This is a genomic window from Novosphingobium sp. BL-S-24, from assembly GCF_055521575.1.
This window is the reverse complement of the sequence record NZ_CM145488.1, coordinates 892,213-905,317: the sequence shown is the minus strand read 5'-3', so window position 1 is coordinate 905,317 and position 13,105 is coordinate 892,213. Positions and strand designations below refer to the sequence as shown.

Here is a 13,105-nt window from a genome sequence, read left to right as displayed (position 1 = left end):
ATTGGAATGTAGGTCTGAAGCGCGAGGTTCGAAAGTGCGCAACGTCCTTTTGGACAGGCGCTGATTTGCCAACGATTGGCCTTTTGCAAACGAAAGCCCGCCCGGATCGCTCCGGACGGGCTTTGCAATTTCAGGCCTGATCGAGCCTGAAGGGTTCTTACGAACGACCCTTCAGAGCCTCGCCCAGGATGTCGCCGAGCGATGCACCCGAGTCGGACGAACCGTACTGCTCGACTGCTTCCTTCTCTTCGGCCAGCTGACGGGCCTTGACCGAGAAGTTCGGCTTTTTGGAGCGGTCGAAACCGGTGACCATGGCGTCGAGCTTCTGGCCGACCTGGAAGCGGTCGGGACGCTGTTCGTCACGATCACGGCCAAGGTCCGAACGCTTGATGAAGCCGGTGGCGCCATCGTCGCCAGCCTGAACTTCCAGGCCGCCGTCGCGTACTTCGAGAACGGTCACAGTGGTGACCTGACCACGACGCAGGCCGCCTTCGCCGCCGGTCGTAGCCGCGCCGCCAGCTGCCGGAGCGCCACGCTCAAGCTGCTTCATGCCGAGGCTGATGCGTTCCTTTTCGACGTCGACGTCGAGAACCACGGCCGATACCTGCTCACCCTTGCGGTGGAGGGCCAGCGCGTCTTCACCCGAGATGCCCCAGGCGATGTCGGACATGTGAACCATGCCATCGACGTCGCCATCCAGGCCGATGAACAGACCGAATTCGGTTGCGTTTTTGACTTCGCCCTCGACCTGCGAACCGACGGGGTGCTTCTCTGCGAAGGCTTCCCATGGGTTCTGCTGTGCCTGCTTCAGGCCCAGGCTGATGCGACGCTTGTCGCTGTCGACCTCGAGAACCATGACTTCGACTTCCTGCGAGGTCGAAACGATCTTGCCCGGGTGGACGTTCTTCTTGGTCCAGGACATTTCCGAAACGTGGACAAGGCCCTCGATCCCGGCTTCCAGCTCCACGAAGGCGCCATATTCGGTGATGTTGGTGACGGTGCCCGACAGCTTCGCACCGACCGGGTACTTGACCGTAGCGCCTTCCCACGGATCGCTTTCCAGCTGCTTCATGCCGAGGCTGATGCGCTGGGTGTCCGAGTTGATGCGGATGATCTGAACCTTGACGGTGTCACCGATGGCGATGACTTCGCTCGGGTGGTTGACGCGCTTGTAGCTCATGTCAGTGACATGGAGCAGACCGTCGATACCGCCGAGGTCGACGAACGCACCGTAATCGGTGATGTTCTTGACGACGCCGTCGATGACCTGGCCTTCGCTCAGCTTGTCGATCAGTTCGCTGCGCTGTTCGGCGCGGGTTTCTTCGAGGACGGCGCGGCGCGACACAACGATGTTGCCACGGCGACGATCCATCTTGAGAATCTGGAAAGGCTGCGGCACGTCCATGAGCGGCGTGACGTCGCGCACGGGGCGGATGTCGACTTGCGAGCCGGGCAGGAACGCGACGGCGCCGTCGAGGTCAACCGTGAAGCCGCCCTTGACGCGGCCGAAGATCACGCCTTCGACGCGCTTGCCTTCGCCGAACTCGCTTTCGAGCTTGTCCCATGCGGCTTCGCGGCGAGCACGGTCGCGCGAGAGCATCGCTTCGCCGTCGGCGTTCTCAACGCGATCGACATAGACTTCGACTTCGTCGCCTACCTTGATGCCGTGGTCGTCTTCACCGCGCGCGAATTCGCGCAGTGGCACGCGACCTTCGCTCTTGAGGCCCACGTCGATGACGGCCTTGTCGTTTTCGATGGCGGTGACGGTACCCTTGACGACGCGGCCTTCGAAGCCGTCATCGGCGACGCCGCCGAGCTGATCGTCAAGCATTTTCGCGAAATCGTCGCGAGTCGGATTGGCAGCAGATGCCATTAAGACATTTCCTTCGTTCGATTTTCCGGCCTGGCGGTTGGTTCCGCCGGTCTTTTCTCCGCTGTCCGCACCATTGCGGAAGGCGGGCCAAAAGGGCCGTACTGCCGCGGCGGCCGGATGCCGGTCGCGGCGCCCCTTCAGACATATGACTGTCGGGACCGGCGGCGTGTATGCCTCGGCCCGTTCAAATGCAAGGGAAATGGCTTCCAGAAGCGACCGTTCAGGCGGTGGCGCGCTTGGCTTCGACAGCAGCGATGGCGGCGGCGATCGCCTCTTCGCGGCGCAAATCGGATGTGTCTATGACGACGGCATCGGGGGCGGCGATTAATGGCGCATCCCTGCGGTTGCGATCACGCTCATCCCGGCCAGCAAGGTCGGCGGTGATATCGTCCAGTGACACATCGCGCCCATGGGCGAGCATTTCGAGGAAACGGCGCTGGGCTCGGGCCGGAATCGAGGCGGTCACGAACAGCTTGGCCTGTGCTTCGGGCGCGATTACGGTGCCGATGTCACGTCCGTCCAGCACTGCGCCGCCGGGCTGGACGGCGAAGCTGTGTTGGCGCTCATAAAGCGCCTGACGCACGGCGGGGTGGATCGAAACGCGACTGGCCAGTCCGCCGGTGGCTTCCGAACGCAGTTCCGGGTCCTGAAGCAGAGCTTCGGAAAACGCACAGGCGGCGAGAGCCGAGCCTGCATCGTCCGGGTCGCCCCCATTCAGCAGGCACTGCCGGCCAACCGCACGATAAAGGAGACCGGTATCGAGGTGCGGCAGCCCGAAGTGTGCCGCCAGAGCCTTGGCGATTGTGCCTTTGCCGGACGCGGTGGGGCCATCGACGGCGATGATCATGTTGTCAGGCCGTCAAGCATCGGCTCGAAAACGGGGAAGCTGGTAGCGATAGGCCGAGTGTCGTCCACTTCGACGCCGGAACGACTGGCCAGACCCGCGATGGCCATCGACATAGCGATCCGGTGGTCCAGATGCGTGGCAACCGGCCCGTCCGTTCCCCGCAGGAGTTCGCCGTCCGAGCCTTTGATGACAAGGCCGTCCTCGCGTTCTTCCAAGCGCACACCAGCAGCGGTGAGGGCCGTCGCCATGACGGCAAGGCGATCCGACTCCTTTACACGAAGCTCATCGAGGCCGCGCGTTGTGGTGACCCCCTCAGCGACCGATGCGGCAACGAACAGCGCCGGAAACTCATCCACCATGCTCGGCACGATCGCCGGATCAACCTCGACCCCTTTCAAGGCGGAATGCCGGACCAGCAGATCGGCTACCGGTTCGCCGCCGACTTCGCGCGGGCTCACCTCTTCAATGGAGCCGCCCATCTGTCGCAGCACGTCGATGATCCCGGCGCGCGTGGGATTAAGGCCGACGTTCTCGATCAGCACTTCGCTACCCGGAACGATCAGGGCGGCGACGATGAAGAATGCCGCGGATGACGGATCACCGGGAACCTCGATCGTCTGTGGCCGCAGTTCCGCTTCACCACGGATAGAGATGACACGGGCGCCGTCGGCATCGATGTCCACGGTGAGATCGGCACCAAATCCCCGCAGCATCCGCTCCGAGTGGTCGCGCGTAGGGACCGGTTCGATAACTTTAGTGATGCCGGGCGTATTGAGGGCAGCGAGCAGGATCGCACTCTTCACTTGCGCGGAGGCCACCGGCAGGCGGTATCGGATGGGCACCGGGGTGGTGGCGCCTCTCAGTATCAGGGGCAGCCGCCCGCCCTCGCTTGCGTCGAAACTCGCGCCGATTGTCGATAGCGGATCGATGACCCGGCCCATCGGACGTTTCGACAATGAAGCGTCTCCGGTGAAGGTCGCGGTAATGGGGTGGCTGGCGATCAACCCCATCAGCAGTCGCGTCGATGTGCCCGAGTTACCCATTTCGAGGGGCGCTTCCGGCTGAAGAAGGCCGCCCACACCCACGCCATGGATGACCCATTCGCCCGTCTCGCGTCGTTCCACCTGCGCGCCCATGGCTCGCATGGCGGCGGCCGTGGCCAGCACATCTTCTCCTTCGAGCAGCCCCGTCACGCGCGTTTCGCCGATAGCCAATGCGCCTAGCATGATGGATCGGTGGCTGATCGACTTGTCGCCCGGAACCCGGATCGTGCCCCTTAACGGTCCCGCTGACAGGAAGCGGCGAGGGCGCATGTCGGATATGTCGTGGCTCACGGGATCGGTTCTTTCCGGTGGGGAGGTCTAAATTCGGGCCGGCTTTTGACAGCGACCGCCGCCTATGGCAAGGCGCGCGCCCTGATGCGGCGGCTGCGTTCGATCTCGTCACGCTTGATTTAGCGCGCGTGCCCTACCATCAAGACTGCAATTTCACGCCCGCGCCGTTTGGGTCGGGCAAGACGAGGACTTTCCATGGCCAAGCCTGAATGGGGCGCCAAGCACGGCTGCCCGAAATGCGGCACCCGTTTCTATGACCTGGGCAAGGATGACCCGGTCCATTGCATCGAATGCGGCCACGAATGGCATCCCGAGCCGGTGCTGAAATCGAAGCAGCCCATTCCGTATGAAGAAATCCAGAAGAAGGAAGTGGTCGAGCGTGAAGACGCCGATCTCGCCGAAGAGGATCTGGACATCGACGAGGATGGCGATTCGCCGGACAACGATGTGGATCTTGGCGGCGACGATGACCTCGGCATTGGTGCTGCGGACGACGACAACGACCACGATAATTGACGGTACGGGCGCCGGGTTGAAAAAATCCGGCGCTCTGAATTTTCCACTTGCCAACATTTCCGGCCGCCACTAGATGGCGGCCTCCCAAGCGGAGGCGCTTCCTGAAACGCCGGAAAGCAAGGGAAACGGGTCGAACCTCCCAGGATCGGCTGGTTGAAATGGACGGGGCCTTAGCTCAGCTGGGAGAGCGCCTGCATGGCATGCAGGAGGTCAGCGGTTCGATCCCGCTAGGCTCCACCATTTCTACATTATTGTTTCGCATGATTGCGACACGCTGGTCGACGAGGTTTCGTTCACCGGCGTTTTTCGCATAAAGTCATGCACGCCGGTCAGCGAGGTTTCGCCCACCGGCGTTTTTGGCGTTTCGGCGTCGCGTGTTGATGGAGAGAGCGGCCATGTTCGACAGCCTATCAGATCGCCTTGGTGGGGTGTTCGACAAGCTGCGCGGGCGTGGTGCGCTCAAGGAGCAGGACGTTCTCGATGCCATGCGCGAAGTGCGCATCGCTCTGCTTGAGGCGGACGTCGCTCTTCCTGTCGTGCGTCGCTTCGTCGATCAGGTCACTGAAAAGGCCGTGGGCCAGAACGTCCTGCGCTCGGTCACGCCGGGTCAGCAGGTCGTCAAGATCGTCAATGACGCCCTGATCGAGACGCTCGGCGGCGACGATACGCCGGGCCTCGAGCTTGAAGCCGTGCCGCCGGTCGTCATCATGATGGTCGGCCTTCAGGGGTCCGGCAAGACGACCAGCACCGCCAAGATCGCCAAGCTTCTAAAGGAGAAGCAGGCGAAGAAGGTCATGATGGCGTCGTTGGACGTCAATCGTCCCGCAGCGCAGGAGCAGCTGAAGGTTCTGGGCGAGCAGGTCGGCGTGGCGACGCTGCCGATCATCGCCGGACAGCAGCCGACGGAAATCGCGACCCGCGCGATGCAGGCCGCACGTTTGCAGGCCGTGGACATTCTCCTGCTCGACACGGCGGGCCGCCTCCACGTCGATCAGCAATTGATGGATGAGATGAAGGCGGTCGCCGCGATCTCGACCCCGCGCGAGACGCTGCTGGTGGTGGACTCGCTGACAGGCCAGGACGCCGTTAACGTCGCGCAGTCTTTTGCCGGTCAGGTGGACCTGACCGGTGTCGTGCTGACCCGAATGGACGGCGATGCCCGCGGCGGCGCGGCGCTTTCCATGCGTGCGGTCACCGGGAAGCCCATCAAGTTCGCCGGTACGGGCGAGAAGATGGAAGCGCTCGAGGTATTCCATCCCAGCCGTGTCGCCAACCGCATTCTCGGCATGGGCGACATCGTCTCCATGGTCGAAAAGGCGGCGGAAGTCGTCAAGGCCGAGGATGCCGAGGCACTGGCCAAGCGCATGGACCAGGGCAAGTTCGACATGAACGACCTGCGCATGCAGCTCAAGCAGATGCAAAGCATGGGCGGCCTGGGCATGCTTGCCGGCATGATGCCCGGCATGAAGAAAGCCAAGGCGGCGATGCAGGCGTCGGGCATGGACGATCGCGTCCTGTTGCGCATGGACGCGATTATCGGCTCGATGACACCGAAAGAGCGTGTCAATCCAGCGCTATTGAACGCCAAGCGCAAGATTCGGGTCGCGAATGGATCGGGCACGCAGGTTCAAGACGTTAACAAGCTGCTGAAAATGCACATGGAAATGTCCAAGGCGATGAAGCAGATCAAGAAGATGGGCGGCCTCAAGGGCCTGGCTGCGATGTTCGGCAAGGGCGGCCTCGACGCTGCGATGCCCGGCCTGGGCGGGCAGGGACTCGGCGCTGGGGCCGGTGGTCTCTCCGGGCTTGGCGGCATGGGCGGGGGCGCCCCTGATCTCAGCAAATTCCTCAAGAAGTAATTTCAAGTATTTGTACAGTTTGACAGAAAGGTAATTGCAATGTCCGTTTCGATCCGTCTCTCGCGCGGTGGTGCCAAGAAGCGCCCTTACTACAAGGTCGTCGTCGCCAACTCGCGCGCTCCGCGTGACGGCGCCTACCTTGAGCAGGTCGGCACCTACAATCCGGTCCTTGCCAAGGACGATGAGAACCGCGTGCGTCTGATTGAAGACCGCGTGCGCTACTGGCTTGGCGTTGGCGCCCAGCCGACCGACCGCGTTGCCCGCATGCTCGATAAGGCCGGCATCAAGGAGCGCACTGCCACGGTGAACCCGAACAAGGCTGAGCCGGGCAAGAAGGCGAAGGAACGCGCTGAAGACCGCGCGACCAAGCTGCGCGAAGCTGAAGAAGCCGCTGCGGCCGCCGCTGCTGCTCCAGCTGAAGAAGCACCGGCTGAAGAAGCCGCTGCCGAGGAATCGACCGAGGCCTAAGCCTTGTCGACTTCAGGCAAGGATCGTCCCGTCACGCTTGCGGCCGTTACTGGCGCGCACGGTGTGACGGGCGAAGTCCGCCTCAAGCTGTTCGGAGAAGGCGTGGCGGCGCTCAAGCGCTACCGTGCCTTCAACGATTCCAGTCTGACAGTCTCGAAACTGAAGGATGACGGGAAGGGCGGCGCTATCGCCCGCTTCGCCGAAGTCACCGATCGCACCTCGGCTGAGAAATTGCGCGGCACTGTTTTGACCGTTCCGCGTTCGGCGATGCCGCCGCTCGAGGACGGCGAATATTATCATGCAGACCTGCTGGGCCTTTCGGCGATCTCCGACCAGGGCGAAGCGTTGGGGACCTGTGTCGCCGTCGATAACTACGGCGCTGGCGACGTGCTCGAGATCGAACGGCCCGCCGAGGGTGAAACAAAAACCCGTCGGTTCATGGTCCCGATGACGTCTGCGGCCGTGCCGGAATGGAATGACGACCGGATCATCGTCAACAGCGCTTTCGTTGAGCCATGACGTTCGCGGCGACTGTTCTTACGCTTTATCCCGACATGTTTCCGGGGCCTCTGGGCGTAAGCCTGGCGGGCAGGGCGCTATCCGACGGAAAGTGGTCGCTCACGCCGATCCAGATCCGTGATTTTGCAAGCGACAAGCATCGCACCGTGGATGATACGCCTGCAGGCGGGGGCGCTGGTATGGTGCTCAAGGTCGATGTCTTGGCAGCAGCCATCGATCACGCGCGGACGCAGTCTCCTGAAGCGCCTGTCCTGGCGATGACGCCCCGCGGGAAACCGATCAGCCAAGCCCGCATTCGCGAACTTGCCGCAGGCCCAGGTGTCACGATCCTGTGCGGACGGTTCGAAGGTTTTGACGAGCGCATTTTTGCTGGCCGCAATGTTGAAGAAGTGTCGGTGGGTGACATCGTCCTGTCTGGCGGCGAATGCGCTGCGCTGATGGTGCTGGATGCTTGCATTCGCCTGCTTCCCGGCGTAATGGGCGCCCCTTCCAGCGGTGCCGAGGAGTCGTTCGAGGACGGCCTCCTTGAGTATCCGCATTACACCCGACCCCTTGATTGGGAAGGGCGCATGATCCCTGAAGTGCTGCGATCGGGGGATCATGCGAAAATCGCTGCCTGGCGGAAACGGCAGGCGGACGATGATACACGGTTACGCAGGCCCGATCTGTGGGAGCGTCAAAGGGACGCTCGGGTTCGGCCTGCCTCTGGCGCGCGGCATGAAAATGAGGACTTGGGTTCATGAACCTGATTCAACAGATCGAGGCCGAGGAAATCGCCAAGGCCGCCAAGGATATTCCTGAGTTTCGTCCCGGAGACACCGTGCGCGTAGGCGTCAAGGTTGTCGAAGGCACGCGTACCCGCGTCCAGAACTACGAGGGCGTGTGCATCGCGCGCTCGAACCGTGGCATGGGTTCCAACTTCACTGTCCGCAAGATGAGCTTCGGTGAAGGCGTGGAGCGCGTATTCCCGTTGTACTCGCCGAACATCGATTCGATCGCTGTGGTTCGCCGTGGTGTCGTGCGTCGCGCGAAGCTGTACTACCTGCGTGGCCGCACCGGCAAGCGCGCGCGTATCGCCGAGCGTCGCATCAACGAGGCCTGAGCAGCGCAACGCTGACTTGGGTTTGAAAATTAAGAAAGGCGGCTCGATTGAGCCGCCTTTTTTCGTACCCGCTCGATGGAGCGCATGGCGGCAAATATCGTATCAAAAAGAAACAGAAAATGTTTTGGGCTAAGGTTTTGTAAAGCGGTGTTGGTGGATTACTCCAACGCCAATGCTGCGCCGCACAACAGGAATGTTTGCAAAAACTGGCCAGAAAACGCGACAAAGTCCGGCGTTTCAGCCTGTTTAGGCCTTGCCAGCTAAATCAAAAGCGGCTCAATTCCTCCGCATTCAACGACGAATCTTTTTGGGTTTCGTCTTGAGCTGAATTTTAAATAAGGGGGTTCATTGATGAACAAGAACGATCTGATCAGCGCTGTGGCCGATTCAAGTGGCTTGACGCGTAGCGATGCAACCAAGGCGGTCGAAGGCGTTTTTGACGCAATCTCAGGTTCGCTTAAAAAGGGCGATGAGGTCCGGCTTGTGGGGTTTGGGACCTTCTCGGTAGCCAAGCGTAAAGCGTCAACCGGACGTAATCCCCGCACCGGAGAGCCAATGGAAATCAAGGCATCCGTGCAGCCAAAGTTCAAAGCCGGTAAGGGCCTGAAGGATTCGGTCAATTAAGCCCTGATCCTAAGTAGCAGCCAATTTAAAAACGCCGTGAAGCCTAAGGCAGCACGGCGTTTCTGTTATTGGCTTTTAGTCGATGGTTCTGGTCGCGGCGGCGTAGAGCGCGATAGCAGCGGCATTGCTGACGTTAAGGCTTTCCATAGCGTCGCTGATCGGCAGTTTCGCAATGGCATCGCAGTGTTGCACAATATTGTGGCGCATTCCGTCGCCTTCCGCGCCAAGGACCAGAGCAACAGGCCCCGCCGGCAATGCGTCCTGCAGCGTCGTCTCAGCTGCTCCGTCCAGGCCGATGCGCCAGTAGCCAGCCTCTGCGATTTCTTCCATCGCACGTGCAAGGTTGACCACCCTGACCCAAGGCAGGACTTCCAAGGCGCCCGATGCTGACTTCGCCAACGTACCAGACTCCGGAGGCGCGTGGCGGTCCTGGGTAACGATTGCGCATGCCCCAAATGCCGCAGCGGACCGCATGATAGCACCAACATTGTGCGGATCGGTTACCTGATCCAACAGGATAAGAGGGCGAAACGAGTCGCCATCCAAAACATCGGCAAGGAAGACATCGTCGAGCGGCTCGCATTCCAGAACCAGGCCTTGATGCGGGGCATCTTTGGCGACCAGGCGCGCCAGGTCTGCCGGTTGCGCCCATTCGACCGGGAAATCCGCAGGCAGATCGCCGTTCAATGATTCTACGCCTTCGCGGGTGGCCCATAGCTTGCGGTGCACCCGGTCCGGGTTGGTCAACGCTGCTTCCACAGCATGACGACCCCACAGACGAACCGCGCCCGCACTCGCCCGGCCGCTGCCACGACCATTCTTCATGCGGCCCGCTCGACCACGCAAAGCTTTGGCCGGCCGTTCGTCAGCGTCACCGCGAGCACCGCTGCGCTTGTTCATCCATTGGTCCTTTCGAAGTCGAAATAATGCGAAATTCTTGTCCCCTCTGACAGGGAGGCCATTGACAGGCAAGGCTCGCTTCGGCAAAGGCCCGGCTCCTCGGCAACGAGGCCCCTTTCGGAGCCTCGACCAACGCTCGATCTTTCTGCTACGGCAGGAATTTCAGCAGCCAGCAAATGGTGTGGACAGGTGGCCGAGTGGTTAAAGGCAGCAGACTGTAAATCTGCCCGTGCAAGCGTACGCTGGTTCGAATCCAGCCCTGTCCACCACCATTTCTCAAGCCATTGAGAATCGCAGAAAACCGAGCTTGATAGCTTCCGAGTGCTACACAAAAGCGCTACACGGAAGGCATGGAAGCGGTGTTCAAACTCTCCCGGCGCAAAGGCTTGACAAAGTGGCAGGTCCGGAAGCGCTGGCCGACCGACGTTGCAGCGATCCTTGCGGGCGAGTTCAACGCCTCCACGGGCGAGGAGGAGCGAGCCAAAGCGCAGCAGCAGCTTGTCCTGATCGCGGCAGAGTATGAGCGGCGGGTTGCAGAGGCCCGAGCGCAAATCGCGGCCAAGCCTGTTTCCGAAATATCTGAAATTCAATTGCGGCGCATGACCGCAGACTTTTATCGGGACAACCTGCCCCGGTTCATCGTTAAGCGACAGATCGACACGATTGAGCAGCAGTCCTTGCTGCTAGACACTAAAGAACGATTGGCCGCCGTCCGCCTTATGTCAGGGCGGAACGAGTTCACGCCTATTCTTGGTGTCGCACGGACACTCATTGCACAGGCAGGGGTGGACTTGCCCGAGGATTCAGAGGCGTGGGGCCGTTTCTATCCAATGCTGATGCAGGCGTTTGTGGCGTTGCACGAAGATGCACTAGCGGCCCTGGCAGGGAATCAGGAACGAATCCCTGTGGGGCATGCCCTGCTCGCTGTCCCGGATGAAACTACCGCTGCCCCGGAGCGAACCCTAGACAACCTATTGGCGGCCTATGAAGCCGACAAGGCGGCTGGGTGGAGCGGGTCGTCTAAGAAGGCTGTGGTTCCTGTCAGACGTTTTCACGGCCTGCAGTCAGGCCGATGCTGTCAACGAACGCGCCGGCCTCATCAAGCCAGCCGAAGGAGAGGGTGTCGCCCACGCCGAGCATGAAGCTACCGGCAGTGTCCGGCCCTTCGCCATCCCGTAGGACGCGGTTGGATCGGATGTCTCGACCGGCAGGGTTGTACGACTCGGTGGCTGGCTCCAGTTCGTCATACTGAGCCATGAATTGTTTAGTAGGCATTTTGCCTCCCACGATGGTGAGCTATTCAGTTGTGAGTGAGATCGAACCGAAAGCGCTTTGAACGGGCTGGAGGCTATCCACTGTTCCCGAACAGCCCAATTGAAGACTGAGGCAATGTGAAGGAGGTAGCCATCGTTGATTGTTTTGGGCGAAAGCGTCGGTAGCCCTAGCTTTCGCGCTCGATCGGCAGCCTGCGGCATTGTGAGGCCGTCCAGCTCTCTCCGTTTCCCCGGCATAGTCGGGAGCCGCTGCAATAGCTCTACAATGCCTCTGGCGTCCTCTCGCGTGACGGTTGCCACCTCACGACCGGCGAACACGTCACGCAGGACGCGGAAGGAACAGCGAACGTGGCTTCGGGGAAATCCTCGACAGCAACCGACGCCAACCGGACGATCCTCGGGGATGCTCAAGAGCGTCATGGTAATGCCTTCCTGGCTGGTCAGATTGCCGGTGCCTTCGTTCCGGTGGGCGGCAAGCTCGCTGCTGGCAAGGGCATCAAGGGGGCAGTCACCACTGGCGCAGGCATGGGCGCACTCTACGGGCTCGGGTTCATGTTGGGGAGCCTCCACTCTAATCCTCAGCTCATCTGTGGGCGAACCGTGGGAGGCCAGCCGCACGACGGCGGGCTCGCTCACGGTTCAATGCTCCTTGATCCTCCGCCGCCATTTCCCGGACCCTCTCCATTGCAGCATCGCGGGACATTTCTGATAGGCAATGCGCGCTGTCTAAACGGGTGGCCGTCTCGACGCCGTGAAGGAGCAGGTTAAGGCGGCGGCGGGCACTATGTGACCGGCGTTCGATGCTATCGAGCCCTACGGCTATACGGTTGAACTGCAGCCATTCTGTCCGGTCATTGGCTTCGATAGCGTCTAGTGCAATGCGTTCGTGGATCATCTTCTGTCATTCCCCTGCTGCGCCGATCACGCTTCATCGATCTAGCGGAACGGTTAACCGACGAAACCCGATGGTTCCACTTGCAGGAGCGCTTTGAGTCCAGCCGAGTCCTTTGTGCGGCGAGTTGAAGTCACGGGCTTTTACGCTGGGTGGGCAATGTCGGCTCGAAAACGAACGATTACGGTACACCGCCGTAGGCTGTATCGGAAATTAGCTTGACAGGCATTTGGATGCAGCTCATATAACGAGCCATGTTTTCGTTACAAAGGATCGAACGATGGCTTGCACCTTCGCCTACTGCCGTGTTAGCACCTCCGACCAGACGACCGACAACCAGGTCCGCGAGATCGCCGCTGCAGGCTTCAGCGTAGATGCAAGGCGGGTGGTGGAGGAGACCGTCTCAGGTTCGGTCTCTGCCGTGGAGCGGAAAGGCTTTGCTCGGCTTGTCGATCGAATGGAGGAGGGGGACGTGCTGATCGTCACCAAGCTCGATCGTCTCGGCCGCAATGCGATGGATGTTAGAGCAACCGTTGAGCGGCTGGCGTCGGATGGAGTGAAGGTTCACTGCCTCGCACTTGGCGGTGTCGACCTCACGAGCGCGGCGGGCAAGATGACAATGGGCGTCCTGTCGGCCGTCGCAGAGTTCGAGAGGGACCTCCTTATCGAGAGGACGCAAGCCGGTTTGAGCCGGGCCAAGGCTGAGGGGAAGGTCCTCGGGAGACCCCCGGTGCTCTCGAAGGAGGAGCAGGACGAAGTACGCAGAAAGCGGGCCGAAGGGGTCTCACTAGGAACGCTAGCTAGGACGTATGGCGTCAGCCGCGCTGCTATACAAAGAATTGAGAAGCGCCTTAGGTGAAAGCAAGCCTGTCCTTTGCCCTGCTTTTTTCCACCTTC

At 61.1% G+C, this 13,105-nt stretch carries 13 protein-coding genes and 2 tRNA genes; 10 read left to right on the top strand and 5 right to left on the bottom strand.

Features of this window, described 5'->3' with window-relative positions:
* Positions 1-157: 157 nt before the first annotated feature.
* The 3 genes from rpsA to aroA all read right to left on the bottom strand — a co-directional run bounded on the left by rpsA (position 158) and on the right by aroA (position 4,033).
* Entirely contained in the window at positions 158-1,873 is a 1,716-nt protein-coding gene (gene rpsA / locus ACZ1JM_RS09575) for a 30S ribosomal protein S1 (RefSeq protein ID WP_465134587.1), read from the bottom strand.
* A 220-nt stretch (positions 1,874-2,093) separates the two neighbouring features.
* Entirely contained in the window at positions 2,094-2,720 is a 627-nt protein-coding gene (locus ACZ1JM_RS09570; protein WP_465134586.1) for a (d)CMP kinase, read from the bottom strand.
* Entirely contained in the window at positions 2,717-4,033 is a 1,317-nt protein-coding gene (aroA, locus tag ACZ1JM_RS09565; protein ID WP_465135026.1) for a 3-phosphoshikimate 1-carboxyvinyltransferase, read from the bottom strand. The genes ACZ1JM_RS09570 and aroA overlap by 4 nt, the downstream gene beginning before the upstream one ends.
* A gap of 216 nt (positions 4,034-4,249) precedes the next feature.
* Between aroA and ACZ1JM_RS09560 the strand changes: the two genes are divergently transcribed.
* From ACZ1JM_RS09560 to ACZ1JM_RS09525, 8 genes are all read left to right on the top strand, one after another.
* Positions 4,250-4,570 (top strand): TIGR02300 family protein, encoded by a 321-nt coding sequence (locus tag ACZ1JM_RS09560; protein ID WP_465134585.1) that lies wholly within the window; start codon positions 4,250-4,252, stop codon positions 4,568-4,570.
* A gap of 164 nt (positions 4,571-4,734) precedes the next feature.
* Positions 4,735-4,810: transfer RNA gene (locus ACZ1JM_RS09555), tRNA-Ala, on the top strand.
* Between the two features lie 155 nt (positions 4,811-4,965).
* A complete protein-coding gene (ffh, locus tag ACZ1JM_RS09550; RefSeq protein ID WP_465134584.1) occupies positions 4,966-6,429 on the top strand; it encodes a signal recognition particle protein in 1,464 nt (487 codons plus the stop codon).
* A 39-nt stretch (positions 6,430-6,468) separates the two neighbouring features.
* Complete coding sequence (rpsP, locus tag ACZ1JM_RS09545; RefSeq protein ID WP_465134583.1) at positions 6,469-6,897, top strand: 30S ribosomal protein S16; 429 nt, start codon at positions 6,469-6,471, stop codon at positions 6,895-6,897.
* Between the two features lie 3 nt (positions 6,898-6,900).
* Positions 6,901-7,416: a ribosome maturation factor RimM gene (gene rimM, locus ACZ1JM_RS09540; RefSeq protein WP_465134582.1), complete on the top strand. Its 516-nt coding sequence runs from the start codon at positions 6,901-6,903 to the stop codon at positions 7,414-7,416.
* Positions 7,413-8,159 carry a tRNA (guanosine(37)-N1)-methyltransferase TrmD gene (trmD, locus tag ACZ1JM_RS09535; protein WP_465134581.1) on the top strand — a complete coding sequence of 249 codons (747 nt, stop codon included), beginning with the start codon at positions 7,413-7,415 and terminating at the stop codon, positions 8,157-8,159. Before rimM ends, trmD begins: the two co-directional genes overlap by 4 nt.
* Positions 8,156-8,518 (top strand): 50S ribosomal protein L19, encoded by a 363-nt coding sequence (gene rplS / locus ACZ1JM_RS09530; protein ID WP_465134580.1) that lies wholly within the window; start codon positions 8,156-8,158, stop codon positions 8,516-8,518. Before trmD ends, rplS begins: the two co-directional genes overlap by 4 nt.
* Positions 8,519-8,869: 351 nt before the next feature.
* Positions 8,870-9,142: an HU family DNA-binding protein gene (locus tag ACZ1JM_RS09525; protein WP_465134579.1), complete on the top strand. Its 273-nt coding sequence runs from the start codon at positions 8,870-8,872 to the stop codon at positions 9,140-9,142.
* 75 nt (positions 9,143-9,217) lie between these two features.
* Here ACZ1JM_RS09525 and rlmB read toward each other — a convergent pair whose 3' ends face one another.
* Positions 9,218-10,042 (bottom strand): 23S rRNA (guanosine(2251)-2'-O)-methyltransferase RlmB, encoded by an 825-nt coding sequence (gene rlmB / locus ACZ1JM_RS09520; RefSeq protein ID WP_465134578.1) that lies wholly within the window; start codon positions 10,040-10,042, stop codon positions 9,218-9,220.
* A gap of 183 nt (positions 10,043-10,225) precedes the next feature.
* On the opposite strand from rlmB, the gene ACZ1JM_RS09515 reads away from it, so the two are divergent.
* Positions 10,226-10,311: transfer RNA gene (locus tag ACZ1JM_RS09515), tRNA-Tyr, on the top strand.
* A 772-nt stretch (positions 10,312-11,083) separates the two neighbouring features.
* Here the strand turns inward: ACZ1JM_RS09515 and ACZ1JM_RS09510 are convergent.
* The gene (locus ACZ1JM_RS09510) at positions 11,084-11,299 is read right to left on the bottom strand and encodes a hypothetical protein (RefSeq protein WP_465134577.1); all 216 of its coding nucleotides are present in this window, start codon (positions 11,297-11,299) and stop codon (positions 11,084-11,086) included.
* A gap of 1,189 nt (positions 11,300-12,488) precedes the next feature.
* Between ACZ1JM_RS09510 and ACZ1JM_RS09505 the strand changes: the two genes are divergently transcribed.
* Entirely contained in the window at positions 12,489-13,067 is a 579-nt protein-coding gene (locus ACZ1JM_RS09505) for a recombinase family protein (protein ID WP_465134576.1), read from the top strand.
* Positions 13,068-13,105 lie beyond the last annotated feature (38 nt).